The organism is Bacillus sp. FSL R9-9492 (assembly GCF_038007365.1).
Lineage (GTDB): Bacteria > Bacillota > Bacilli > Bacillales > Bacillaceae_G > Bacillus_A > Bacillus_A mycoides.
On sequence record NZ_JBBOXC010000003.1, the window covers coordinates 113,293 to 140,283 of the forward strand.

Annotated in this window: 18 protein-coding genes and 4 pseudogenes; all 22 read left to right on the top strand. The window is 36.3% G+C overall.

Annotated elements, in window-relative coordinates; translation table 11 throughout:
* Positions 1-16 precede the first annotated feature (16 nt).
* Positions 17-1,624: pseudogene (locus tag MKY70_RS30305) on the top strand (VirD4-like conjugal transfer protein, CD1115 family); the annotation flags it as partial.
* Between the two features lie 600 nt (positions 1,625-2,224).
* Positions 2,225-4,039: a reverse transcriptase/maturase family protein gene (locus MKY70_RS30310; RefSeq protein WP_179955928.1), complete on the top strand. Its 1,815-nt coding sequence runs from the start codon at positions 2,225-2,227 to the stop codon at positions 4,037-4,039.
* A 104-nt stretch (positions 4,040-4,143) separates the two neighbouring features.
* A pseudogene (locus tag MKY70_RS30315) lies at positions 4,144-5,151 on the top strand (TraG/TraD/VirD4 family protein); the annotation flags it as partial.
* A 58-nt stretch (positions 5,152-5,209) separates the two neighbouring features.
* Positions 5,210-5,419 (top strand): hypothetical protein, encoded by a 210-nt coding sequence (locus MKY70_RS30320; protein ID WP_341026849.1) that lies wholly within the window; start codon positions 5,210-5,212, stop codon positions 5,417-5,419.
* A gap of 23 nt (positions 5,420-5,442) precedes the next feature.
* Complete coding sequence (locus MKY70_RS30325) at positions 5,443-8,109, top strand: pLS20_p028 family conjugation system transmembrane protein (RefSeq protein WP_341074736.1); 2,667 nt, start codon at positions 5,443-5,445, stop codon at positions 8,107-8,109.
* A 47-nt stretch (positions 8,110-8,156) separates the two neighbouring features.
* Positions 8,157-8,444 (top strand): DUF5592 family protein, encoded by a 288-nt coding sequence (locus MKY70_RS30330; RefSeq protein ID WP_002130425.1) that lies wholly within the window; start codon positions 8,157-8,159, stop codon positions 8,442-8,444.
* Between the two features lie 14 nt (positions 8,445-8,458).
* Entirely contained in the window at positions 8,459-9,268 is an 810-nt protein-coding gene (locus MKY70_RS30335; protein ID WP_098769585.1) for a hypothetical protein, read from the top strand.
* Between the two features lie 15 nt (positions 9,269-9,283).
* Positions 9,284-11,221, top strand: coding sequence for a VirB4 family type IV secretion system protein (locus tag MKY70_RS30340; protein ID WP_098769583.1), 1,938 nt, complete (start codon positions 9,284-9,286; stop codon positions 11,219-11,221).
* A gap of 4 nt (positions 11,222-11,225) precedes the next feature.
* A pseudogene (locus MKY70_RS30345) lies at positions 11,226-11,879 on the top strand (lysozyme family protein); the annotation flags it as partial.
* 579 nt (positions 11,880-12,458) lie between these two features.
* Positions 12,459-14,282: a reverse transcriptase/maturase family protein gene (locus MKY70_RS30350; RefSeq protein WP_159146896.1), complete on the top strand. Its 1,824-nt coding sequence runs from the start codon at positions 12,459-12,461 to the stop codon at positions 14,280-14,282.
* A gap of 110 nt (positions 14,283-14,392) precedes the next feature.
* A pseudogene (locus MKY70_RS30355) lies at positions 14,393-14,869 on the top strand (C40 family peptidase); the annotation flags it as partial.
* Positions 14,870-14,896: 27 nt separating this feature from the next.
* Positions 14,897-15,475, top strand: coding sequence for a MerR family transcriptional regulator (locus tag MKY70_RS30360; protein WP_341026855.1), 579 nt, complete (start codon positions 14,897-14,899; stop codon positions 15,473-15,475).
* A gap of 22 nt (positions 15,476-15,497) precedes the next feature.
* Complete coding sequence (locus MKY70_RS30365; RefSeq protein ID WP_341026857.1) at positions 15,498-16,394, top strand: hypothetical protein; 897 nt, start codon at positions 15,498-15,500, stop codon at positions 16,392-16,394.
* A gap of 259 nt (positions 16,395-16,653) precedes the next feature.
* Positions 16,654-16,914 carry a hypothetical protein gene (locus tag MKY70_RS30370; RefSeq protein ID WP_341026859.1) on the top strand — a complete coding sequence of 87 codons (261 nt, stop codon included), beginning with the start codon at positions 16,654-16,656 and terminating at the stop codon, positions 16,912-16,914.
* Complete coding sequence (gene mobP2, locus MKY70_RS30375) at positions 16,907-18,097, top strand: MobP2 family relaxase (RefSeq protein ID WP_341026861.1); 1,191 nt, start codon at positions 16,907-16,909, stop codon at positions 18,095-18,097. The genes MKY70_RS30370 and mobP2 overlap by 8 nt, the downstream gene beginning before the upstream one ends.
* A 3-nt stretch (positions 18,098-18,100) precedes the next feature.
* Positions 18,101-18,544 (top strand): hypothetical protein, encoded by a 444-nt coding sequence (locus MKY70_RS30380; protein WP_341074738.1) that lies wholly within the window; start codon positions 18,101-18,103, stop codon positions 18,542-18,544.
* A 42-nt stretch (positions 18,545-18,586) separates the two neighbouring features.
* Positions 18,587-18,862 (top strand): hypothetical protein, encoded by a 276-nt coding sequence (locus MKY70_RS30385; RefSeq protein WP_341026863.1) that lies wholly within the window; start codon positions 18,587-18,589, stop codon positions 18,860-18,862.
* Entirely contained in the window at positions 18,855-22,094 is a 3,240-nt protein-coding gene (locus MKY70_RS30390; RefSeq protein ID WP_341026865.1) for an LPD25 domain-containing protein, read from the top strand. Before MKY70_RS30385 ends, MKY70_RS30390 begins: the two co-directional genes overlap by 8 nt.
* A gap of 145 nt (positions 22,095-22,239) precedes the next feature.
* Positions 22,240-22,374 (top strand): hypothetical protein, encoded by a 135-nt coding sequence (locus MKY70_RS30395; protein ID WP_265323984.1) that lies wholly within the window; start codon positions 22,240-22,242, stop codon positions 22,372-22,374.
* 15 nt (positions 22,375-22,389) lie between these two features.
* Entirely contained in the window at positions 22,390-25,047 is a 2,658-nt protein-coding gene (locus MKY70_RS30400; RefSeq protein ID WP_341026868.1) for a type IA DNA topoisomerase, read from the top strand.
* An 85-nt stretch (positions 25,048-25,132) separates the two neighbouring features.
* Complete coding sequence (locus MKY70_RS30405; RefSeq protein WP_341026871.1) at positions 25,133-26,113, top strand: DUF3991 and TOPRIM domain-containing protein; 981 nt, start codon at positions 25,133-25,135, stop codon at positions 26,111-26,113.
* Positions 26,106-26,768, top strand: a complete 663-nt coding sequence (locus tag MKY70_RS30410) for a restriction endonuclease (RefSeq protein ID WP_341026873.1) — start codon at positions 26,106-26,108, stop codon at positions 26,766-26,768. Before MKY70_RS30405 ends, MKY70_RS30410 begins: the two co-directional genes overlap by 8 nt.
* Positions 26,769-26,991: the final 223 nt, after the last annotated feature.

The window sequence follows — 26,991 nt, forward strand, 5'->3', positions numbered from 1 at the left end:
GAGGTGATGCTTTGATATGTATAGTGAAAAGATATCAATCAAATATAAATTAGCTGAAAAAGAAGTACTCATTCCATTGAGTGCTTTTTTGTTTGTTGGAATGTTTTTAATCGCTAATTTTTTACTCAACCTATCTTTAGAACTGATAGAAACAACATTTAGTGATTTATTACACCCAAAACCATTTCATATGGAGGTAGGATTTCTTTTTCAGATGCCAATTGCAGAGCATCCAATTTACTACATGCTTGTTTTCCTTGTAGTGATTGGAACCATAGTGAGAACGGTGTATAAGCTGAAATCCTCCTTTAAAAACTTAAATAATCATCAGAAAGGTTCTAGTCGCTTTACAGAAGTTGAAGAGTTGAAAAAGCAGTACCGAGCTGTACCAGATCGAGAGAAATCATTTAAAGGTGGCGGTGGTGTTGTTATCTCCCGATTAGGTGACAAGGTATTTATTGATGATAGCCCGGTAAACAACTTAATTATTGGTACAACACGCTCTGGTAAAGGGGAAACTTTCGTATTTCCTACAATTGATGTCTATTCTAGAGCGGAACATAAACCATCCCTAATTTTTAATGATCCAAAAGGTGAGCTCTTCAGTGCATCGAAAGAAACGCTGGAAGAGCGAGGGTATCACATTGAAGTTTTGAACTTGTTAAGTCCACTTGATTCTATGAGTTATAACTTGTTGCAGCTTGTTAAAGATGCCTATAAAGATGGAGATTATTCAACAGCACAGGCATTATGTAAGACACTCTCACACACTTTGTATTACAACCCAACTGTCAAAGATCCTTTTTGGCAACAGTGCGCTATGAGTTTGTGTAACGCCATGATATTAGCAGTTACAGATAAATGTATTGCGGAAGGTACAGAAGAAAAAATCACAATGTATGCAGTTGCGAATATGTTATCAGAACTTGGTTCAAAAGAGGTAATCGTAGATCCGAAAGCAGATCCACAAAATGCATTAGATTTATATTTTGAAGGTTTACCAGCGGATAGTGTTGCGAAAATGCAATATGCAACCTCAAACTTTTCAAAAGGAACGACACGAGGCGGAATTTTCACCCAAACAATGAACGGACTTTCTATTTTTACATTTGATGAAATCGCTAAGATGACAGCAAAAAATAGTGTGGATTTAAAACGTGTCGGTTTTGGAAAAACGATAAAAGGAAGAGCAACACCTAGAAAACGAGTAGAAATTGTATTTCCGGATGGCTCAAAGGAGTCTATCAAATCAGATATTACAGGACGTTTTGCATTAGATTTTAAGAAAGTAATAAAAGTTGGGGATACCATTCAATTTAATGAAAAAGGAAATAAGAAAAAGAAAACATCTATTTCTATTATAAAAATAGATGAAAAGACAGGTGATACAGAATTTAAAGTAGTAGAAGAAAATGAAGATATACAAGTAACGACAGTGGATTATTTCGATAAACCAGTGGCTATTTTTATGATTACACCAGACTTTGATTCTTCGAATCATGTGATTGCTTCTATTTTTGTAAGGCAGCTCTATTTTATATTAGCCAAAGGTGCATCCCTCGCTCGTGGAGGGAAATGTCACCGTGAGGTGGTTTTTTGCATGGATGAGTTTGGTGTGCGCCCATACGGGCATGTAGAGAATCTCCTTAGACAAGAGATGGGAGTCTGTGCTTAACCCATTTACCACCTTGCTTACCTAGAAGGGGAAACCCGGAGGGGACCAGAGCATGCAAGGAAAGCCCTAAGTTACCTAAATGACCTAGGTACGACTGAGGGGCAAGGTAAAAATGTTATGAATAAGGATGAAGGCTAAACTGCTTGAACCATAGTCCAAAGTGGAGTATCGTCGCCCGAAGTGAAGGGTCATTGAAACGCTTCGCAGTCTAAGAATGGAAATATTGCCGAAGTTTCCATTGAACATACGTGTTACGTATGGCAGACCAAAGACTGACTAACTTGAATAACAAGTAACGGACGAAAGTGGCATCCGACATCATAATTAGTCTAGTCTCTATATGTACTAAATGGGGATTGCCTAACTTGGAGTGCCTCGTAAGGAGGCTATTGAGGATGATACCAAGTGTAAAAAGCAAGGTATGTGGCTCATGAAAATCCAATATGGCAACGGAGTTCTCGTAGTAGTCAGAGCGAGGGAAAGCCTCGTACAAGGCGAAGGAGAACAGTCTTTTCGACTAATATTAAATTGGGAAGGGGCGTGAGGCTCTTGCGAAGCCCAAAAATCGTATTAGAAAATCTAGCATCTCACAGTAAGAAAGCAGGGTACAAATACAAGAAATTATATCGAAATCTGTACAATCCATTATTTTTCCTTGAAGCTTATCAAAACATATACGCTAGCGAAGGAAATATGACTGCTGGAACAGATGGAAAGACCATTGACGGAATGTCTAAGAGAAGAATCTCAGGATTAATTGATAAATTGCGAGATTATTCTTATCAGCCAAAACCAGTAAGAAGAGTTTATATTCCAAAGAAAAATGGAAAAAAGCGTCCGTTAGGCATACCTTCCGTAGAAGATAAGTTAGTCCAAGAAGTCATAAAAACCCTACTAGAATCTATCTATGAACCAACTTTTAGTAAGTTTTCTCATGGGTTCCGCCCTGAAAAGAGCTGCCATACAGCTCTAATACAGGTTAAAGGCACGTTTACTGGGAGTAGATGGTTCATCGAAGGTGATATTGAAGGCTTTTTTGACAATATTAATCATCATATCCTTATCTATACTCTAAGGAAAAGGATAGATGATGAACAATTTATTGCGCTTATATGGAAGTTTCTTAGAGCCGGTTACTTAGAAGACTGGAAGTTCCATAAGACGTTTAGTGGTACACCACAAGGTGGTATCCTTAGCCCCTTATTAGCAAATATTTATTTAAATGAATTAGACAATTTTATGAATCGTTATAAGTCAACTTTTGATGTAGGAAAGACTAAAAGGACAAATCCAGTTTATTCTAAAATACAACATCAGATAAGTAGGGCTAAGAAAAAACTAAGGGAAGCTAAAGAAAAAGATGAAGTACGGGAAAAAGAGTTGACCAATAAGATACGTGAGTTATTAGCTGAAAGAGAACGCACTCCTCAACGGTATCCAATGGATGAGAATTATAAACGAATTCAATATGTGAGATACGCCGATGACTTTCTAATTGGGGTTATTGGGAGTAAGGAAGATGCGAATAGAACAAAGAAAGACATCGCTAATTTCTTGAAATCTGAACTTAAGCTAACATTATCTGAGGAGAAAACACTTATAACAAACACAAGAAATAAGGCTCGATTTTTAGGTTACGACGTTAAAGTTGGACGAGATTTCCACTCCAAACGGCGAAGCGATGGAATAAAAACAAGAGCATTCTCGTTAAAGTGTGAACTATATATGCCTGCTGATCTTGTCTATAGTCGCCTATTTAAAAAAGGGGCAATAAAAGTCAACCAAAAGACAGGTCAATGGAAACCAATTCACCGTCCAGAGTTAATTAAATTAGTGCCTCTTGAGATTTTAAGGAACTATAACGCTCAAATACGTGGAACCTATCAATATTATCAACTGGCGGTGAATGTGTGCCATTTAAACAGTTATAAGTATCTCCTGGAATACTCTATGTATAAAACCTTAGCAAATAAGTACCGTACTACCTTAGGCAAAGCTAAACAAAAATTTATGGTGAATGGAATATTCCAAGTCAGTTATAAGACAAAGTCCGGCAAGAAAACGGAAGTGCTTTATGATAAGGGATTTCGTAGGAATAAAGCTCCTATAACTAAAAAGGATATAGAAAAACTTCCTTCGGAAGTATCCTACCAATCCCGAACATCGCTTATTCAAAGGTTGATGGCTAATCAATGTGAATGGTGTAAGGCTGAAGAAGGCTCAATGGAAGTTCATCATGTTCGAAAGTTAAAGAACCTTAAAGGGAAAAAGAAATGGGAAAGACAGATGATAGCAAGGAACCGTAAAACAATGATACTTTGTCGAAAGTGTCATCGTGACCTGCATAACGGGAAGCTAGACTGAAGAGACGGAGAGCCGTATACCTTGAGAGGGGTACGTACGGTTCGGGGGGGAGTTCTCGGAAACCTAAGACCGAGAGGTCTTAAGGCGCCGGGTTCTTACCCTACAATATGCCGAGTATTGAAGGAATGGCGAATATTATTACAGTTTGTCTCGGTAGAAATGTTCGCTTTAATCTTGTAATCCAGGCATATGCACAATTAAAAAATAAGTATGGTGAGGATGCAGATACCATTGATGGAAACTGTGGGAATACGATCTACATTCTAACAAACGATCAAGAAACCGCCGAAAAAGTGTCCAAAAAACTAGGGAATCAGACAATTAACCTACCTTCCCGAAGTGGAAAAGGTCTTTCTACCGATAAAAATAAAACGGAAGGTCTAGATCAACGACCGCTGTTAACAGCAAATGAGCTTACGAATTTTAAAGAAGGAGAAAGTGTCGTTATTCGTGTCATAAAACGTCAAGATAATAATCGAAAGCGTATCAGACCACGACCAATTTATAATACGGAAGAAACAGCTTTAAAATATAGATGGGAGTACTTAGGAGTAGAGTTTGATACAGATAAATCTATTTTAGATATAGATATCGACTCCTTACACGATGATGTAGAACCGAAAAAACTTATTGTAGATTTTCTAGGAGAAAGAAAGGAAGAACAAATTGAGAAAGAACCATCAGAGCCAGAACAAGTACAAGAACAAGAACAAGAACAAGAACAAGAACAAGAAGCTTCTTCTCAAGTAGAGAAACCGCAGCCAGTAGAAGAACCAACCATGATGGGAATTGATGAAGATATTCCGGAAGAGGCATTTCAGCAGGAAGATAGCCCGTTTGATTCCCTCTCCATTGAAAATTGGAAAGAAAAAACGGTTAATGAATTTTTCGAATCTGATTTAGCGGTTTTGAAACTGGTTGATAAGTTCTTTTTAGCACAGTTAGGCAAATCAATAGATGAAGTTGAAAATCAAGAAATGGGCGAGTTTTACAGTGAATTTCAAATGTTAGCTCACAATGACCACATCGACAAAAGTGTTTATCAAGCAGTCGAAAACAAGATTAATCGAATCTTACGTGATTTAGAAGAAAAAGAACAAGTAACGGGTTAGAAAAGCACTCAAATGATTGAGTGCTTTTTTGAATCCAAATATAAAGGGGGAAGAGGGAATGTGTGTACCGACAATAACGGATAAAATGCAATTGATTTTAGATAGTTACTCGCCATTTGTAACTGAAGAAAATGAGGTCATTCTTGGTCTAGAAGATGCGGTTCTTTTCCTTTCAGTAGATCGGGAACAAAAAGGGAAATTGATTATTCGTATTAACAGACTGAATGAAAGGGTGAATTGGACAGCAAAGGAAGTATTAGGGCAGTAGTAAGTATGAGAGGAGGATAAATGGTGAAAGATGAAGAGATTTTAAAAACTATAGAAGAGTTCTCGGATTATCTTCAAGTAGGAGACATAGTGAATTATGTATTGCGTTGGCTAGGATGGTTCTTAATTCAAGGTTTATCTTTAATTGTAGATGCCTTGGAGGGTGTGACAGATGCCATGCTAGGAATTAAAGGATTCTTTAATTCACCGGAAATACAAAATTTTGTTGATATGTTATATCCATTGTTTGTCGTTCTTTTAGCCATATCGTTTTTATATATTGGCTATATGTTCATTATGAACAAACAAATGAACCGTTCTCAAATTATCATCAATATTTTCGTAACACTGAGTGTACTTTGTTTATTAAGTACTGGTATGACAAAGGTCGATAAGTTTACCGATGATGCCATAGCAGTTGTAAAATCAGAACAAAAAGGTTCCTTAAGTGATGAAATTATTAAGAAGAACATAACGGATATTGCAGTAATAGATCAAAATGGATGGAAAAAGAAAGAAGATATGAATCCGAAAAATAATATTCCTGAAAAAAATATTAGACAAATAGATATTACAGAAAAAATTGATTCCGATTTCAAATTTACGAAAGACAAGGATTTATCAGATGGTGGTCAAAAAATCCTACAGAATAAAAGGGTGATGGATGCGTTAGGAGTTGCATCTTTAGCTGAATTAAAAGATGGATGGTTTGATTTCTTTCCCGAAAAGTATTATCGCTGGCATTGGAATTTTTGGAACATATTCTTTACTTTACTGATAACAGGCGCAACGTTGTTATTGGTAAGTATTAAGTTAGCTAGATTATTTTATGAATTAGCATTTAACTATTTGTTAGCCAACATATTAGCACCAGCCGATGTTGCGAATGGTCAAAAGTTAAAAGCTGTATTATCCAATATCCTCAATATATTTATAGCAACGATTATGATATTCCTATCTTTGAAGCTATATATAATGGGAACGGCGTTTCTCCATGACAAATTAAATGGTGTACCGTATCTGATTGCATTAGCGGCATTTAGTATGGCAGTTTTAGATGGCCCGGCAGTCGTAGAAAGGTTATTTGGAATAGATATTGGATTAAAGAGCAGTTGGGGCATGTTAGCAGGTGGTTTAGCGGGTGGTTTCGCACTTGGTAAAGGAATTGGCGCTCTTGCAAACTCAAAACCAATGAAGAGTCTAGGGAATATGATTGGAAAAGGGGCGAAAGGTGCAGCAGAAGGAACGGGTGTTGCAGCAGCTAAAACAGCAAGTGCGGCAGCGATGGCAACAGGTGGCATGGCTGGTCTTATAAGTGGTTTGAAAAAAGGGAATGAGTCTGAAAATAAAGAGTCCTTGCAAGATCAAATGAAAAAAGCGGATCAAAAAAAAACACAAGGCAATGATGTAGCAAATAAAGAAAAAGAAAAAAGTAACTTAAATAAGGAAGAAGATAAAAAGAATGGTGGTACGCCATCTATTCAAGAGGATATGAAGAAAGAAGGGAATGAAACCCCTGGGGGAGCAAATGGGCAAGAATCGGGAACAACAAGTCTTCAAGATGAAATGAAAGAAGCTGGAAAAGCAAATGGAGCGAGTGAAGGAAATCCAACAGCAGGAGCGGTAAAACAAGGAGCAAGTGAAGGGAACCCAACAGCAGGAGCGGTAAAACAAGGAACAAAAGAAGGGAATCCAACAGCAGGAACAGTAAGACAAGGAGCAAGTGAAGGAAGTCAAACAGCCGGAGCGGTAAGACAAGGAGCAAGTGAAGGAAGTCAAACACCAGGAACAGTACCAAGCGGAAGTAGCCCGGCACCAGTAGAAACATCAAGACCAGTGCCAAGTGGAGGAAGTCCGGCACCAATGGAAACATCAAGACCAGTATCAAGTGGAAGTAGTCCGGCACCAATGGAAACATCAAGACCAGTACCAAGTGGAGGAAGTCCGGCACCAATGGAAACATCAAGACCAGTACCAAGTGGAGGAAGTCCGGCACCAATGGAAACATCAAGACCAGTACCAAGTGGAGGAAGTCCGGCACCAATGGAAACATCAAGACCAGTACCAAGTGGAGGAAGTCCGGCACCAATGGAAACACCAAGATCAGTGCCAAGTGGAGGAAGTCCGGCACCAGTGGAAACATCAAGACCAGTACCAAGTGGAGGAAGTCCGGCACCAATGGAAACACCAAGATCAGTGCCAAGTGGAGGAAGTCCGGCACCAGTGGAAACATCAAGACCAGTACCAAGTGGAGGAAGTCCGGCACCAATGGAAACATCAAGACCAGTACCAAGTGGAAGTAGCCCGGCACCAGTAGAAACATCAAGACCAGTATCAAGTGGAAGTAGCCCGGCACCAATGGAAACATCAAGTCCAGTACCAAGTGGAGGAAGTCCAGCATCAGCCGACATCGTAACGGTGACACATAGTAGCCCAATTATTCCATATGAAAGTGATAAAGAAGTGGCAGCAAGTAGAAATCAAGAAACACGGACATTAGGACAATATACAACGGATAAAGTTAAAAATACTACATCATCGGTGAAACAAAAGGTAAGAGGAGTGCAAGAACGGATTCATAATTCTGAAACGGTACAGAATACAAAGCGTTTTTATCAGATGGGGCAAAACACAGGCAAAAGTTGGAGAGATATCGTGAACAAAAATAAAAATAATACGGATAAAAAATAAGCGTAATCGTGCGCTTATTTTTTATTGTCGAAAAGGAGGGAATCCCGATGAGAAGCTATCGGATTCCGAAGGAAATCAGTACAGAATTACGGATTAATAAAGTGCTTTATTTAATAGATTTCTTTTTATTAATTGGTTTATTAGTTGTAACAATGATTCTTAGGAATTTCGTACATGATTCCTTTCAGTTACCATTTGTTATTTTCATGGCAGCTATTGCAATTATCATGATTTGGCGACCAAGTACGAATCCTCAAAAACGAATGTATGAAGTGTTGATTATTACATTGCTAAGAAGAAAAGGTGCATATTGCGCCATTGATAACGATCAATAAGGGAGGGATCACATATGGCGTTATTCAGCGAAAAAGATGTGGAGAAAGAAGAGCCAAAACAACTAGAAATACCGAAGAAAAAAGCATTTCGATTTAATGAAAAAAATGTAAAAGAATCACTTTCTGAACCAAAAGAAATTGTGAAGATGGTACCCAATAAAAAGAAAGAAGAAAAACCAAAGGTAGAACCAAAAGTAAAAAAACAGAAGAAAGAAAAGCCAAAGAAAGATGTTTCGAAAAAGAAAAATCCAAAGCTTTTAGGTTTTTTATCTAGAAAAAAGAAAGAAGCACCACCAAAGGTAAAGAAAAGTATTGCGGAAATTATGCAAATCGTAGACATGACGGAGGATGGTATATTTGAGCTGAAAAATGAGGAGTTTTTAGAAATTCTTCAAGTGGAAGGTGACGATATGTTCTCTAAGAATAGCGATGAACAAGCATTTGTTATTTTCTCACATGCGTATTTTTATCAAGCCTACAAACATTCCATTAAACTCGTTTTTTTAAACTTCCCATGTCAAACTACCGAACAGCAACGATATATAGAGAAGAAAATTAAAGAATGTACCAGTCCTTTGTATGAACGAATTTTAAATCAGAAGTTAAAAGAACTTCAGTTTTTAGAATGGGGAAGAACAAATCGTGAAGCCTTCTTATTTATTTACGGAGAAACGGAATTAATCGTAAAAGAACGTGTGGATGCAGCAAAACGGTATATCAAGCGCTCTACTGAACTATTAGAAGTGGATGAAGAGAAAAAGTTAGAGCTTATGTTTAAATTGTTTAATCAAAATGCAAAATTAGGAACGAAAAATATATGGTAGTAAGGGGGAAACAATATGTTTGCGTTCAAAAGTAAAAAATCCAAAAAAGAAAAGCAAGAAGAACTAAAAAAGAAGAAAGGTTATAACCCTTATTTAGTGGCTAGAGTTCAGCCACAAGGGGGAATCAGTTTTAAAGAAAATTATGTGCAAACAGGTGATGGATTAGGTACTTGTATTCATATTTTTGATTATCCAACAGAAGTAAATGATTTTTGGTTAGAGCAAATTATGAATATGCCAAATGTGATCACAACATTAGATGTAATGAGTGATGATCGAAAAGAGGTCGTTGAATCTATTAATAAATCCATGAGTGAACAAAGTGTTCGGCATGATACAGCAAAGGATAATATAGATCGGATTGATGCAAAAAATGAATTTTTAGAGCTGGAAGCTCTCTATACGGATTTGAAACAAGGTGAGGTCATGAAACGTATTCATATCCGTATCTATGTTTCCGCTAGAACTTTAGATGAGTTAGAAAAACAAGTAAAAGAAATTATGGAAACATTAGAGTCTTATAACTTTCGAGGAGCTGTCTTTTTAAATGAACAAGAGTATGAATGGGATGCACTCGTGACGAGCTTTGATACACAAAAAAATTATGTGAACCGAAGAAAAGGAAAAGAAATTCCGGCAGTCAGTTTGGCTGGTGGATGTCCATTTCACTATTCTTATTTGAACGATCCATACGGTACGTATTATGGGACAACGAAAACAAAAGGAAATGTTATTTTTGATATTTTTCATAAAGACAAACAAAGAAAGAGTTATAACGGTGTAATGGTTGGAAAGCCTGGTGCTGGAAAATCAACCTTACTAAAAAAGAAAGCCGTGGATTATGCAAGTAAGGGACATTTTATCCGTATTTTTGATATTGTAGGTGAATTTGAGGAAACAGTACGTGACTTGAATGGAAAAACAATTGCATTAGATGGATCACAGGGTCAAATTAACCCACTTCAAGTGTATAAGACAGCAGAAAGTGAGGAAGTTAGTTTCATTCAGCATTTATCCAAAGTAACAACTTTTTATCGCTTTATTGCACCAGAAGCAAAAGATGATGAAATTAAAGAGTATGAAAATTTGCTTCGAAAATTATATATTCGTATGGGATTATGGAATGATAAAAAGGGAGTAACAAATGAAATTACAACAAGAAAACCGAAAGAATACCCTATCTTCTCCGATTTTTTAAATTTTGTTCGTAACGAGTTATATCAAGATGTAGAAAGTAAAAAACACCATGAAAATTTAGGAGACAGTAGAATCCATCGTTTAGAATTAATTGAATTAAATCTTATGAACCTAGTAGAAGTGTATGCGCAATTATTCGATGGACATTCTACAATTGAAGATTTCAAGAAAGAACAAGTTGTATCTTTTTCCTTACGGAATATATCCAGTTCTAAACCAGAAGTGTTTCAGGCGCAAATCTTTAATGTGTTAAATCTTCTTTGGGATGAAATGATTTCAAATGGTGCTCCTCAATTAAGAGCCTTTAACAAAAAACAAATTGCTTTTGAAGATGTCATTCGATATTTCATTATTATTGACGAAGCACATCATATTATCAACACACGAAAAGAGAGTGCTCATGCTTTACAATTTTTAATTAAATTTAGCCGAGAAGACCGAAAATATTTTGCAGGGCTTTTATATGCAAGTCATACGATTCGAGATTTTGTACCGGAAGGATCTTCACAGGAAATGATTGATGAAATTAAAAAGCTCTTTGAACTTACACAGTACAAATTTATCATGCAGCAAGATAATAACAGTTTAGATATGTTACGAAAAGTATTTGCAGGACAGTTAAGTGAAAGTGAGATTGCAGCGATTCCACATTTGCCAACAGGGGATGTGATTTTAAGTATTGGGGCTGTAAAAAACATTCACTTCCATGTAGAAGTAACGGACGAAGAATTGATGTTATTCGGGGGAGGTGCTTAATACCATGCATCTAGTTTTAAGGATTATACCAAGGAAATGGCTCATCACTTTAGCGCTAATTGTGATGGGTCTTTTTTCTTTTCTTTTACTTGGAGTTATGAGTATTTTTATTGCGGCAATGGGTGGGGAAAGTGGAACAGATGCAGGTGATACTACGTATACAGGTGAAGGGCAAGTCATGAACGTTTCGCCGGAAGTTTTGAAATGGGAACCTACGATTCGGAAGCATGCGAAAGACTTTGGTGTGGAACCGTTTGTCGCTTTAATGCTTGCTCAAATGATGCAAGAGAGCGGAGGACGTGGTAGTGATCCGATGCAATCATCAGAGGGTGCATTTAATACGAAATATTGTAAATCACCAAACTGTATTACTGATCCCGATTACAGCATATGGGCTGGCGTACAGGAGTTTAAACATGCGATAGAAAGAGCTGGTGTAACGAGTCCTGGTGACATGGATCATATCAAAACAGCCCTCCAAGCGTACAACTTCGGAACAGGATTTTTTGATTTTGTTGGTGCAAATGGTGGTAAATATACGAAAGAAATAGCAATCAAATTTTCACAACAACAGTATCAAAAAGTAAAACATACTGGCATGTATCATTGCCTTAGACCAGAAGCTGTACCGTATCAAGCGTGTTATGGCGATATCGTGCGCCCGTAGAGGGAGCAAGAGAACATGGTGATTGCAAACCATTAGGTCTTCCCTAAACGACCTGGCATCACTTGACTAACCTTGAAAGGAAACTGAAAAGGGACAATAGCATGTCAAGAAAGCCGTAAGTTGATTAATCATCGAATCACGACTGAACGGCAAGATGTGAAGTATGGATAAGGATGAAAGCTAAACTGCTTGAACGATAGCACAAGGAAGGCTACCGTAACTCATTTCGGAAGATGGTTATATACGGAATGTGGTAGATGACATAGCGATAATTGTGTCGTCGCTATGCATAGGGACATTTACCATCCTCCACTATACGTGGAAACGTGTGAAAGTCGCATCCGAAACCATATGTGCAAGTCTCTTGTCTTCTAAACGGGGATTACCTAAGTTGGAAAGCCGGAAGGCTATTGGGGATGACTTCAAGGCTCTGCCAAGAAGTGTGGCTCATGAATATCTAATAAGGTAACGGAGCCTTCATAGTAGTCCGAGCTGGGGAAAGCCTAGCACATGGCGAAGGAAGGCAGTCTGTCCGCTTAAAAATGAAATTGGGGAGGTGCGAAAGGCATCATGCAAAGTCCAAAAGTAGTGTTAAGCAACCTGCAAAGACAGGGTCAGAAGGAAGAGCATAAATTCCGAAGACTCTATCGAAATTTGTACAATCCAGAGTTTTATTTCACTGCATATGACAATCTGAGTAAAAATGATGGAGCACTCACGATGGGTGTAGATAAACGTTCTATTGATGGATTTTCAATAGAAGTTATTGAAGAGCTGATAGAAGCCCTTAAGCAACGGACATATCAACCGTTCCCATCAAAAAGAGTATATATCCCAAAGAAAAACGGAAAGAAAAGACCATTGGGTATACCTAGTTTTGCGGATAAATTGGTGCAAGAAGTTGTGAGAATGATATTGGAAGCAATATATGAACCAACGTTCGCCATATCATCACATGCTTATCGAAAAGGAAGAAGCTGTCACACAGCACTTCAAGAAATCCAAAGAACGTTTACTGGTAGCAATTGGTTTATTGAAGGGGATATTAAAGGTTTTTTTGATAACATCAATCATCATACTTTGATTGGCATTTTAAGAAAACGTATTGAAGATGAGGCATTTATTGAACTGATATGGAAATTTCTGCGTGCTGGATACTTGGAAGAATGGAAATTTCATAATACCTTTAGCGGTGCTCCGCAAGGTGGTATTATCAGTCCACTTCTTTCTAATATCTACTTGAATGAGTTAGACCAATACATGATGAACTATATACAACAATTCAATCAAGGTAAAAAACGAAAGAACAATCCTGAATATCAACGGAAATATACTCAAATGAGAAGCATGATTCGGAAGTATAAAAATGCACTAGAAAAAGAACAAAAGGAAGAAGCACAACAACATTTAGAACAAGCTAAAGCGTTAAAGAAAGAATTACAGACAATTCCATATAGTAATCCAATGGATTCAACTTATAAGCGTCTTACTTATGTTAGATACGCTGATGACTTTCTAATTGGTGTAATTGGTTCAAAGGACGATGCAAGATATATTAAGGAAACATTGACTGAGTATCTAATGAAGACACTTCAATTGGAATTGTCGCCAGAGAAAACACTTATTACCCATGCTTCTGAAAAATATGCAGGATTTCTCGGTTACAACATTCGTATTTTTAGAGGAAGTGCACCTCGAAAAGATGCGATTGGGAGAGTATGTAGATACCTTAATGGAAAAGTTCAATTAAAAATGCCTCATGAGGCTTGGGTCAACAAATTGAAGAAATACCAAGCTATCAAAATGAGTGCCGATGGCACTTGGATGCCCAAAGAAAGAGGATACTTCATTCATAATGAAGATTTAGAGATTGTCACTCAATATAACAGTGAAATAAGAGGATTGTATAACTATTATCGGCTAGCAGAAAACGTGAGCAATCATATGCATCGTTTTGCCTACTTCATGTACTACTCTATGCTAAAAACATTTGCATCTAAGTATAGAGTTAAAACAAAAGAGATTCGAAAACGTTATGAGAAAAATAGACGATTTACTGTCACATATAAAACATCTCGAGGAGAAAAGCAAACCCATTTTATGGAACGTAGTTTTCCACGAGAGAAACAGTCAAAAGAAGCGAACTTAGATTTAATTCCAGATACAAAATATGTGTTAAGTGAAACGAAACTCTCTGATCGAATCAAAGCAGAACAATGTGAATTGTGTGGGAAAACGAATACAACAATTCATATGCATCACGTAAAAAGATTAAAAGACATTAAAAATAAGCCGAACAAGTCCTATCTAGAGAAACGTATGGTTTCAAGGAATCGTAAAACCATAGCGTTATGTAAAGAGTGCCACGTTAAAAGGCACAAAGGAGAAGTCTAGCAGGAGACAGATGGAGAGCCGGATACATTGAGAGATGTAAGTCCGGTTCGGGGAGGAGCACTTGAAAACCTACTACAGTAATGTAGCAAGGCGTTGGGTGCTTACTCTACCTGTACGTCGATGCGGTTTTGAAATATTATCAACCGGGGTCTGTCGTTTCTGGTGGTGGAGGAAATCCAGGAAGTGGAGGAAGTAGCGGTTCAAAAGTTGCCGATGTAGGTCGTCAATGGATAGGGCGTTCTACATATGTATTTGGTGGTGGACGTAACACAAATGACATTGCAAGAGGGATTTTTGATTGTAGTAGTTTTGTACGCTGGGCATTCGAACAAGTAGGGATGTATACCAGTCCAATAGGAGCTGTAAGTACGGAAACATTAAATAAAATCGGTACAAAAGTATCAGCAAATGATATGAAACCGGGTGATGTTATTTTCTTTGATACCTATAAACATGACGGGCATGTTGGCATTGTAATTGATAAAAACACATTCATTGGATGCCAAACAAATAAAGGTGTTTCCATTGAAGATTTAAATAATCCGTATTGGCAAAAAGTCTTTTCTGGTCATGTAAGAAGGTTCTAAAAATCGAAAGAATAGGAGACTGTAAGTATGAAAGATAAACGGAAATTCTTGTTTATTGTGTTTGTCATTTTAGTTGTAGGTGTGACAGCTTTTAATATCTATTTGAGCAAAAAATCAATGAGTGATGGCAAAGAAAAACAGTTGAAACTTTCAAATGAATTACTAACAAAACAAAATGAAGACTTAAAAAAACGACTGGATAAGGTGCTTCCTTCCGCACAAGAACAACAGAGAAGGGCGTACTTATCGACAGCCGAAACGTTCATTCAATTATCATTTCACCGAGAAAAAGAAGGATACAGTGAGCGAAAAGAAAAAGCAAAATCCATTATGAGTGAAGAACTTTTACAACAATTTTATCCAACTGATAAATACGAATTAGGAGATACGTATAAAACGAAACCAATAGAAATGAAGTTTTATTTACAAGAAAATGAACCCGATAAAGAGGAGGTAAATGTGCTAGCTGAATTTATAAATGTTACGACAGATTCATCGCAAAATCGAGAAGAAAAAGTAAACAATGTGTTGCGAATCATCATAAAAAAAGAAAAAGAAACATGGCGAGTTACGAGTGTAGAAGAACTCAATATGAAAGTTTTATAACGAAAAAAGGTGGGGTGAGAGTGTGATAGGAGCGATTGGTAAGAAAAGTGAAAGAATCAATCTAAGAAAAAATAAGTCGTGGGTCTACCTAACAATTATCAGTTTTCTATTTTTGGGTTTTTTCGCTTTCTTGACATCTAAAATTTACATGCCAAACGATGAAAAACTATTCCATACAGAGACAAATAAAGTAATTAAGTTGTCGGGTATGGGGAAATTGATTGTAGAACAAAGGGAATACAATCCACACAAAAACTTTATACAAATTCGTTTTCGAATAGAAGGGTATGAGGAAACAGGATTTACGTTTAAAGCACAAGAAAAAGTGAAGTCTGGTGTTCAATTACCTGTCAAAGTGTTGTATGAAGAGAACGGAAATTATGTGGTGGAAGTAACAGAGTTATCTCCGAATTGGGGAGCATTAGCTTTCGATATTTACAATAAAAACGGTGAAAAAGAACAAATGGATATTCGTAAATTCACGCAAGATGTTAACGAATATGAAGAAGAAAATGCATCAACAAAAAGTCCGAATAAATTAGTTCAGACGATTTTCACCGATCAAAGAAAAACAAAAGCAAATGATGAATTGTTAGCTGAAGACAAAAAAACATATGAGCTAGATTTTATAGAGAGAGACAAAAAAGATATTGAAACAAAGATCAAAAATTATGGGAAAGCAATCAAAATGGAAGAAGAAAATGCGAAGACAGTTTATGAAAAAGTAAAAGAACTAAAAGATGAAATGAAGTACCAAACCGATGCGGAAAAAACGGAAACGCAATCGAAAATAGCATCCTTAGAATCAAAAATAAAATCATCAGAAAAGAACGTTGAATTGTTTAAAGGAGAACAAAAAATTGCGCGAGATAAGATCAAAAAGTTAGAAGAAAAGGCACAAGAAGTTAATAAAAAGTGAAAAAAGATATAGGGACACGATGGAGACATTGGGGTGAAATAAGGGGACGTTAAAGGGACACTAAGAAAAAATAACGGGACATGATGGAGACATTAATAAAAAAGATAGGGACGTAATGGGGACATTCAACTTCTTTCCTTGTTCCCATCGTTTTGCTAGGCTCCGCCTAGCTTCACACCTTAGGTGGGAACAAAAACCCCTTATGCTCTTCTCACTATTTTTTGATCTCTACCCAGAATTGCAGAAAGGAGAGGGAAAAGTGGAAATTAGAATAAGAGAAGTAGATTCAATTGCCGTAAAGAAAATAGATGAAATTGCAAAGAGGAAAGGATTATCCCGGCAAAAATTTTTGAAAGCTCAAATTGAAATGCTGGCATTTTTTCAGCAACAAAATAAAAGGGAAATGGAATTAGAAAATCTCATTGAAAAGAACATCCATATGATGAGTGATTGTTATAGCGCAATGGAAAAAATGAATGAGTTTATTCAAATGATGATGCAGGATGTTGAAAATGAGTAATGCCGTTCCTGTTCAGTCTTCAATCACACCAGGTGTTGTTTTAAAAACGAAATTTGTGTTACCAAGTTCGGACGCTTTTCAGAACTATATTGATTATGTGGATCGAGAGGAAGCGAAAAGTGAAGTAAAGCTGAATCCGAAAATGTTTGAAACGTATCAAGACTACATGGGGAATTCAGAAAAGACATCGGCACTATTTACGGAACACGCAAATCGTCTAACAGAAAGTGAAAAAAAATCCTTAAAGGAAATGTTTAAAACCGCTCATGAGAATGGAAGTATCATGTGGCAAGATGTCATTTCTTTTCATAATCCCTGGTTAGAGAAACAAGGAATTTATGATGAGAAAACAAAAACATTGGATGAAAAAAAGTTAATGGATGTAACACGGCTTGCAATGAAGGAAATGCAAAAAAGAGAGGGGTTGGAAAAAAGCTCTATCTGGTCGGCAGCCATTCACTTTAATACGGATAATATTCATATTCATGTAGCAACTGTTGAGCCATTTCCAACGAGAGAACGTGGCAAAAGAAAACCAAAAACGTTAGATGTGATGAAGGGAAAAGTCGTAAACAATTTATTAGATCGTAAGCAGGAACAAAAACAAATTAATGATTTGATTCGAAATAATATGGTGGGAAGTAAAAAAGAGGATTCCGTTTTTGATTGGCGCAATCAACATTTGAAACCACTGTTTTTACGAATTTATAAACAGTTACCAAGTGATAAAAGACAGTGGCAATATAGCTACAATACAATTCAACCATTGAAGCCGGAAATTGATGAATTGAGCAGTCGATATATTCAACATCATCATAAAAAAGATTACGATCAATTTCTCAAAAAGTTAGATAAAGAAGTTCAAGTTTTTAAAGAAGCATATGGGGAAGGAAAGTATGATAAGAAGCAATACGAAAGTTATAAAACGAATAAAATCAGTGACCTATATAAAAGAATGGGGAACGCATTTTTACAAGAAATGAAGGCATATGATAAAGAACAAAAGAGAAACCATTACATGAAAAAATCAAAGCCGTTTCAAAAATTTCAACAGAATGTATCTATTCAGTATTCTATGAGGAAAGTGGAACGTGCTTTTAAAAGTGAATATGAAAGCTGGAAGAACCAAAAGTATTATGAGCGTATGCAAAGGGAAAATGCATATGAAAATGAAAGGGGTTAGATCATGGGGAATGAAAAAATTCGAATGAAGTTATCGTTGAGTGAAGATGTGCATCAATACATTCAAGACTATATGGATGAAAATAATATTACACATCCAGGGGATGCTATATCGAAAATTTGTATGGAGCATCAAGCATCAAAAAGTACAGAATGGTCATTGAATTATATTTCCGAAATTGTATCAAAAAATCTACACGATGTGTTGAAAAGTGAATTAACAAAAATTCGTCTCGGTGCAAATAGTGCGGATAGAAATACACAAGTTTTAATCGAATTAATGAATGGATACTTTTTTGCCAATGACTTAGATTTAGAGAGTATTATTACTACGGATAAAATAGAAGTCGGTGGCGTGAAAATAGCAAAGGAAGCCGTAGCGGAACGAATTAGTCATGCGAGACAAAAACGTATAGATCACGAGGCATCAAAGAACAATGTAACGTAAGCTACATTGTTTCTTTTTATAAAAAAACAGGAGGTTATTAGGATGTTATTATTTCGTGAAGATATCGCATTAGGGGTCATTAAAGAGGTTGGAGAAGGTGAACTTGTTTTACTTGTAAAAGAGGAAGAACTAACAATCAAAATTACACGAGAACAAGAGGAAGAACTTGCAGTTCATGTTATGAATCAAGAAAATATGTTAGTTCCGGTTAATGTAAAAACTCATGAGCTTTTCTTTGATACAACGGAAAGATGGAATGAAGAAGAAATGGAGGAATTGCAAAAAGCGAGTGAGAGATTAGGAGAAGATCATGAGTAAAAATTATAAGAAAAAGTATCCAACGAAATCACCAGAAGAAAAGAAAGAAGCGGTGCAAGCTTTAACAAAAAAGATGGAAAAAAGTATAGAAGGTTATTTTCGTACACCAGGAGATTTGAAAGATTATTTATCGTTTATGGCAAAGTTTTATCACTATTCACCATCTAATATTTCATTAATACAGAGTCAATTCGAGGGAGCCAGGGCAGTGGGTTCCTTTTCTTTTTGGAAAGAAAAAGGATTTCCGGTTAAGAAGGGCGAGAAAGGAATTAAAATCCTTGTTCCAAACAGAACTATAGCAAAATTCAAAGACAAAGAAGGCACTTGGAAAACAATAACTAAAGCAAGTGAGGAAGAGAAAAAACAAATCGAATCTAAAAGCGTAGAAGTGATACCTGGTCGCTTATATTTTGCTGTCGGTCATGTGTTTGATGTGTCGCAAACGAACGCAAAGACGGAAGATCTACCTCGTATTTTTCCGAATCGTTGGCTAGAAGGGAGCGTAACAGATTACAAGAGTTTGTACAGAGGGATGGAAGCCATTGCGGAAAAAAACGGTGTGAAAATTATTGCACCAAAAGCAGAGTTGGGTGTTGCAAAAGGTGTGAGCTATACCTTAACAAAAGAGGTTGCTTTGAATCCTAGAAACAGTGAATTACAAAATGTAAAAACACTTCTTCACGAATTGGCGCATGCCAAACTTCATACAGCAGAGACACATATAAATTACACAGCACCAGAAAAAGAGTTCCAAGCAGAAATGACGGCTTATGCCGTTTCTTCTTATTTTGGGATTGATACAAGCGAATATTCTTTAGGGTATTTAGCAAGCTGGACACAAGGGAAAGAAATGAAAGATAAAACGAAGTTGTTGAAAGAAGTACATGAAACTTCAATTGAATTTATCGAAACAATTGAAAGCACGTTGGAAAAAGAAAAAGAAAAAACAAACGAAAAAGGAGTAGATCATATGGCAAAACAAGTGTCTGAAAATAAAGATGGAAATGTAAGAGACAATTTCGAAATTTTAACAGGCATTCAACAAAATGCGCAGCGACTTATTGATGAAAGGCTAGGATTAAATTTTGAAAAACATTGGGAAAACTATGAAATTCAACTTTCAGAAGATAGTCGTGTATTAGAAGAAATAAACCCTAATGTTCGTTTGAATTTAAGGGAGATGGAACAGATCGTTTATGAATTTGGTACAAACAGAGAACAAAATGCACTTAAAAAAATTACAGATACGTTAGAGCCATATTATGAAGCTGATTTGTTAGGAGATAGTTTCAATGATATACCACTTGCTAAGGTTTCGTTAGATCGTGAAAAGAGTTTAAAAGTCGATTGTGTTAATGAGTATGTGAAAGAAAACCATAAGGATTTTTGGTTTCAAAATTCAGTGAGCCTAGCTTTGAATGTAATTAATCACCGAATTTCAACAGCGCATAAAGAAGTAATGAATAATGATATTGAATATAAAGGACTATATCCAAAAGACGAATCAGAAGTGATTTATTGCCAAGAAACAGGTAAGCCATTACAGCAAAATGAAGAAGTTTTTCATGTTGAGGGTCATGGATATACAGTAGCAGAAGAGGCAAGTTTTAAAGGTCTAGATAAAGAGGATGGGTATTATACAACGATTGAATATGAACATGTAGAAGAAAAAATACTTGCACCAATTGGACTAGAAAAAAACGATCAACCTAGTCTTGTAAATGAAAAACAGGATGAAAAAAATATCTTATTGGTGGAATACATGAGTTTAAGTAACACGACACAAGAACTTGTCTCTGTTGCAGAGTTAAGGGAGCAAGCAGATAGGAATCGAGCGTTTGAACCTGTAGAAGGTGCAGGGAAATTGAGTGATAAAGAATTTATTGATGCATTTAACGAAGCGAATCAAGAAAAGTATGCAGCACTAAATCAGGATGAAATGAATCGACCAACTATGTTAGTTCAATGGAGCGACAACGAAAATTTTAAGGCTAATCAACTGATCCCATTTGGTGAAGCCAATGAAAAAATGTCTGAAGTCATTTCAGATATTGAAAAAGTAAGAGAGGTAGCCAGAGAAAGAGGTGAATCCGTCCCATACGATCAAGCTCGTTATCATATCGCCATTCCAAAAGAAGTCGATAGGGATTTTGGGAGAATGGAGCTTGTGAGTATGGATCGTATGAATATGGGAGATGGGGACTACAAGACACCGTATGAACAAGTATTAAACGAGAAAAGGTATCTATCGGATGAAGTAAAACAAGCGTTACGAGATGAAGTAGTGAATTATAGAAATAATAAAGAAATACCGATGGAAAAAGAACAGGAAAGTACATTAGAAAGCTTGAAAGAGGCACCTACTCATTTAGTTACAATTGAAGTGTTGGCGAAGGATATGCAAGATGAAGAGGTTGCAAGAATCCACATGATGGATGGCGTTACGAAAGATATTAATTATTTATCGGTATGGAACGGAGATAAAACAAATCCAGAAGATTTATATGTTTCCTTAATGAAGAAAAATGGAGAACGAGAAAATGTCTATTTGGATAATATTTTGAAATCAGATTTATATGAAAAAGTTCAAGACTCTATTTTTGATGGAAAATGGAATCAATCATTTGTAATTCATGAAAAGGATGCGAATAGGAGCCTGGATGAAATCGTAAAAGATGAACGATATGGAATTTTAGTTGATAAGGCAGAGGAACAAAAAGATCCTTCATTTAGTGAAAAAGAAGTGGAATTGTATAAAGAAATGAAGAAAGAGGGCTATGCACCTATTGCCTCTTTAGATCAACAAATTCAGCCTTCAAAAGAAAAAGAGTCAACTACGTTAGATAAGGACTTAAGCCGAAAATTCGAAGCATACAGACGTTCACAATATGAAGAAACACCAGATGATATTGATAGTATTGTCACTCGTGTAAAAGCTGAAGAGCGGTATTATACAACAAAGTATGTTTCGATTGATAATGAGCTGGTAAGCCAGGAACACGTTGTGAAATTAGAAAACCAGGTGAATGAGAAGCTTGGGAAAGAAGGAATAACGGTGAATCAGTCTACAACTTCAAAGGAAATGGATGTAGATAAAAAATTTCAGCCATTAAACGGAAAACAAACGAATCATAAAGAAAAAGACAAGGAGCCAGAGCCTGGTAATGTAGAGGAGTCGAAGGCTACAAAGAAATCAAGTAGAAAAAAAGAAACAATGGAAATGGAACGATGAAAAATTTTATAACAGGAACACCAGATTAAATCATTTTTTGTTACTCAATTGAGAAAACGGAAAGTGATTTTTTTATATCTAAAAATGAAAGAGGGTAAAAGGAAAAGCCCTCTTTCTTGTTTGTAGAACGAAAGGAGTGAACGTCATGAATGTATGGCTGTTTGCGGGCTGTATGTTCCTTGTAGCGGTCTTTTTGAACACGTTGTTATTATTCGGTCACAGAGTAATGAAAAAGCGGAGAAATAAGAAATGGAAGCGTGAAACTGAAATTACAGATTAATAGGAGGTATTACTTATGGGGAAAACATTGTTTATTGCAGAAAAGCCGAAAGTAGCTGTTGAATTATTAAAATCACCTAGATTTAGAAACTCACAAAAGCATCAAGGAAGCAAGCCATATTATGGATACTATGAAAATGAAAATTACATTATTAGTTGGTGCCGAGGGCATTTATTAGAACTAAAATATCCGGAGGAAATGGATGAAAGATACAAAGAATTTAATTTTGATCATTTGCCAATTATTTTAGAGCCGGAATATAAAGCGAAATCAGATAGTCTTGAACAAATTGAAATACTGGTTAAGTTGTTAAATCGTCCCGATGTAGATCATGTGGCTAACGCTTGTGATGCGGATAAGGAAGGTGAGCTTATCTATCGTGAAATAGTTGAATATGCAGGTGTGGACAAGCGAGAATCTCGCCTTTTTATCTCTTCCTATGAGGCCGCAGAGTTAGAGGGAGCATTGAACCGATTAGAACCAGGAAAAGACTATGAAGCACTTGCTCAATCCGCTAAAGCAAGGCAATACCTGGATTATATTCTAGGCATTAATGTTACAAGGGGCTGTACTTCAAAACTAGCAAGAAACCAATTCTTATTGGCTTCTGGGCGTGTTCAAATGTGTATCTTGAATGAAATTCGTCAAAGGGAAATCGCTATCCAAAACTATAAAGAACAAACCTATTACAATTTAAAGCTACTAACGGAAAACGGTTTATCACCAGTAATGAAAACAGAAGATCAACTGATAGATCCATCGCCACTACAAAGGCTTGGAGATAGCTTGAAAGAAACGAATGTAATCGTAACGGAATTTAAAGAAAGTACGAGAAAAAAGAAACCAAAATTATTATATAACTTAACGGATATTTACAAAGATGCTCACGCTAAGATGAAGATAAATGCAGAAACAGCAAAAAAACATATTCAGAGTTTGTATGAAGAAGGCTTTATCACATATCCTCGTTCTTCATCCAGGCACTTACCTACAGAACAAGTGGAACGAGTGAAAGAAGTAATGGCAGCATTAGAAAAAAGCTCCTATGCAAATCTCGTACAACAAGTAATCCCATCTTCTATTACAAAAAAACACACTACATTTAATGATGAATTAGTCAGTAGTCACTTTGCCATCATCCCAACAACAAAATTATATGTCGGGACCAACCGAAATCCATTAGAAAAACAGTTATATGACTTAATTATAAAACGATTTATCGGGAATTTTATGAAACCGGCAATCTACCTGGTAAGAGAAGTACATTTTATAGATCAAGAGGGCAACACATACAGTACAAAAGAAAAGATCCTACAAGAGAAAGGGTTTCTAAGTGTGTTTCAAGAGGATATAGAAGAGGGATCAGTTGAAGCATTTCAGATACCTATTTTACGAGAAGGAGATTCTTTCAGAATCGTTCAGTATGACTTGATTGAGTCTCGAACAAAGAAACCAGCCTTTCATACGGAAAGCTCCATTTTAACCTTTATGGAGACGGCAGGACGTAAATTAGATGATGAACATTTGAAAGAACTTATGAAGGGGAAACGGATTGGGACAGTCGCAACGGAAGAAACGTTTATTCCGAAACTGTTAGAGCGAAGCTATATTGATGTTACCAACAGTCAGATTCGAACCACTAATATTGGTCGTGCGTTTATAGATGCTTTTCCGGTAGATGAAATCAAAAATCCAGCTTATACGGCTGAAATGGAAGGGATGATTTACATGATCGAAAAGAAAGAAATGAAATATGAGGAATTTGTAGAGAAAACAAATACGTTTGTAAAAGATACGGTGGAACAATTAGGCGCAATGGATGATAAGGTGTCGGATAGCATTATTAATACTTGGAATCAGCAAATTGAGGTGTGTAAATGCCCTTGTAGAAAAGGAAAAATCCTTCATAAAGGCAATTTTTATGGGTGCAGTAATTATCCAGAATGTGAAATCTCCTTACCGAAAAAAATTAAAGAAAAAGCGATTCCAGAAGCGCAAGCGAAAAAGCTGTTTGAGGATAAGAAAACAGATCTTTTAAAAGGATTTAAGTCCAATGAGAAGGAGTTTTCCGCTTATCTAGTGTTACATGAAGGGAAAGTTAAATTTCAGTTCCCAACACAAGAGGAGCTGTCATTTGGTAAATGTCCAAAATGTAAAAAAGGGGATATGCTTCATCGTAAAACATTTTATGGATGCACAGAGCATAAAAACGGATGTGATTTTATGTTACCAGCCAAAATGAAAGGGAAAGCAATCCCTGGTAATCAGATGAAGAAGCTAATCCAGTATAAAACAACGGATTTTATAAACGGCTTTCAAGGAGAAAAGGGAGAATTTACAGCAGCTATCTATATGGAAGCAGACGGAAGTTTGAAATTCCGTTTTCCAACGACTGAAGATCGTACAATTGGCAAATGTCCATTGTGTAAGAGTAGGGTTCTTATAGGGAAAAGTAACTACTTATGTGAGAAATACAAAAAAGGCTGTGACTTCATTATTTTTGGTACATTCTCTGGTAAAAATTTAAGTAGTAACCATGTAAAAAAGTTATTAGAAAAGAATGTAACGGATCAGATCAAAGGGTTTATCTCGAACAAAAACGGGAAAAAATTTGACGCTCGTTTATCATACAGCGTACAGGAGAAGCGATTAAAATTCTTATTCGGCAAATAAAAATTGAATGTATGTAAAAGAGGACTAGGAAACGGAATAGTCCTCTTTTTTATTTCATTTTATAAAGTAAAGGGGGGATTCCGTAATGGCACATGTCAGTACGGAGGATGCAATGAAAGCAAGAAATATTGACTTGATTTCATATCTGGAAGCAAAGGGAGAAACGTTTAAGAAAGAAGGAAACTATTATCGTCATACGGAACATGACAGTCTTCTTATTAAAGGAAATCAATATGCCTGGAATAGTCGTGGCGAAAAGGGATATGGAGCGATTAGCTTTGCGATGATGTACTATGAAATGACATTTCCGCAAGCTGTATTAGACATCAATAAAGGGGATTACAAAGAGTTTGATCGTTCAAAAGCTGAAGAGGAACGCAAAAAAGAGCAGCAGCCTTTTAGTTATCCAAAACACTTAGAGGTGCCGAAACAAACAGAAATCAAGCAATACTTAATTGATGAGCGGAAAATAGATCCTCGCCTGGTGAACTGGCTGATTAAAAAGGATCTTATCGTCCAGGATAAGAAAAACAATGTCGTGTTCAAATGGAGAGAAGAAGGTGGCAAAGGGCAAGTAATTGGAATGAACCGTCAAGGCACTGTAAAAATGGAGAATAAAAGAGGCAGCTTTAAACAAATCGTCCCGAATTATGAAAAAATCAATGCAGGTTTTACGGTTGATGTGGGTAAGCCGGATAAGATCTATTTTTATGAAGATCCAATCGACATGTTATCTTATTGGAGCATTAAACAAAATAATATCCAAAACGCTCGCCTGGTTTCTATGCATGGTTTGAAGTCCAAAACAGTGATTGAATCTTTAATGGATGCGAAAAAAGAAGGGCACGATATTAAAGAGGTCATTATGGCAGTTGATAATGATAAGGCTGGGAGAGACTTCATTCAAACGATGAAATGCTTTGTAGATCTTAAAGAGGATATTCCAAAGAATGAAAAAGAAGATTGGAACGATGTCCGGAAGAAACAAGTGAGTGAGCAACAGGTAAAAGAAACAGCACAACCAAAGAAAGTAAAACCAATTAAAGAGGTGGAGAGAAGTGTCTAATCTACCAGAAATGCCAAACATATTACAAATTTTGATTTATGGTTTTATCCTTTATGTTCTTTTCCGTATTTGTAAATTTATGTACCGAAAGTTTCGGGAGCGAAGAATACTGAAGCGAATGGCTAAGTCCGGTATTCGTTATATAGATAAAATGGACGGACATCAATTCGAAGTATACCTAAAAGCTCTCTTTCGAGAGTTGGGTTATTCTCCAACAGTCACAAAGCAGTCAAATGACTTCGGAGCGGATCTGGTATTGAAGGGGAAAAATCGTATTGTAATCCAGGCGAAACGCTACGGGATGAAAAATAGAGTCGGCATCAGTGCCGTACAAGAGATATATGCAGCACAAGCCTATTACAAAGCACATGAGGGCTGGGTTGTAACAAACAGTGTATATACAAGACAAGCAAAGGAATTAGCGGAAGCTTGTAATGTAAAACTAATAGATCGTGTAGAACTTCAGAAATTGATTAATAAAATTAATCCCGAATATTCGGCTGAAGATGTATATCAAGGGGTAACACCTGCAGAACGGAAATGTCCAACATGTAAACATGATTTAGTCATTCGAAATTCGAATAAAACAGGAAATAAGTTTTTTGGCTGTTCTCAATATCCTACATGTACACATACAGAACCAATCAATACGTGAGCTGTGATGAAAATCCAGCTCTTTTGTTATTTTAGGAATTAATTATAAAAATCATACTCTCATCAAAAAACGGCTTCTCAGATTCCGTTATAACAAATGTATATTTAGAAGTGAATGACATAAGACCTAAACAACAAGAAATTTGTTAAAAGCGAAATGGAGCGGTTTAAAGCGAGTTAAGGATGTTATTAAGAATTATTTATAAAATATCTGAAAAAAACAG

Bases quoted from the DNA above. Each gene is read 5' to 3' on its own strand.
- MKY70_RS30360 (WP_341026855.1), top strand. From the start codon at position 14,897: ATGAAAGATAAACGGAAATTCTTGTTTATTGTGTTTGTCATTTTAGTT.
- MKY70_RS30320 (WP_341026849.1), top strand. From the start codon at position 5,210: ATGTGTGTACCGACAATAACGGATAAAATGCAATTGATTTTAGATAGT.
- MKY70_RS30405 (WP_341026871.1), top strand. From the start codon at position 25,133: ATGGCACATGTCAGTACGGAGGATGCAATGAAAGCAAGAAATATTGAC.
- MKY70_RS30350 (WP_159146896.1), top strand. From the start codon at position 12,459: ATGCAAAGTCCAAAAGTAGTGTTAAGCAACCTGCAAAGACAGGGTCAG.
- MKY70_RS30400 (WP_341026868.1), top strand. From the start codon at position 22,390: ATGGGGAAAACATTGTTTATTGCAGAAAAGCCGAAAGTAGCTGTTGAA.
- MKY70_RS30340 (WP_098769583.1), top strand. From the start codon at position 9,284: ATGTTTGCGTTCAAAAGTAAAAAATCCAAAAAAGAAAAGCAAGAAGAA.
- MKY70_RS30390 (WP_341026865.1), top strand. From the start codon at position 18,855: ATGAGTAAAAATTATAAGAAAAAGTATCCAACGAAATCACCAGAAGAA.
- MKY70_RS30330 (WP_002130425.1), top strand. From the start codon at position 8,157: ATGAGAAGCTATCGGATTCCGAAGGAAATCAGTACAGAATTACGGATT.
- MKY70_RS30395 (WP_265323984.1), top strand. From the start codon at position 22,240: ATGAATGTATGGCTGTTTGCGGGCTGTATGTTCCTTGTAGCGGTCTTT.
- MKY70_RS30380 (WP_341074738.1), top strand. From the start codon at position 18,101: ATGGGGAATGAAAAAATTCGAATGAAGTTATCGTTGAGTGAAGATGTG.
- mobP2 (WP_341026861.1), top strand. From the start codon at position 16,907: ATGAGTAATGCCGTTCCTGTTCAGTCTTCAATCACACCAGGTGTTGTT.
- MKY70_RS30385 (WP_341026863.1), top strand. From the start codon at position 18,587: ATGTTATTATTTCGTGAAGATATCGCATTAGGGGTCATTAAAGAGGTT.
- MKY70_RS30335 (WP_098769585.1), top strand. From the start codon at position 8,459: ATGGCGTTATTCAGCGAAAAAGATGTGGAGAAAGAAGAGCCAAAACAA.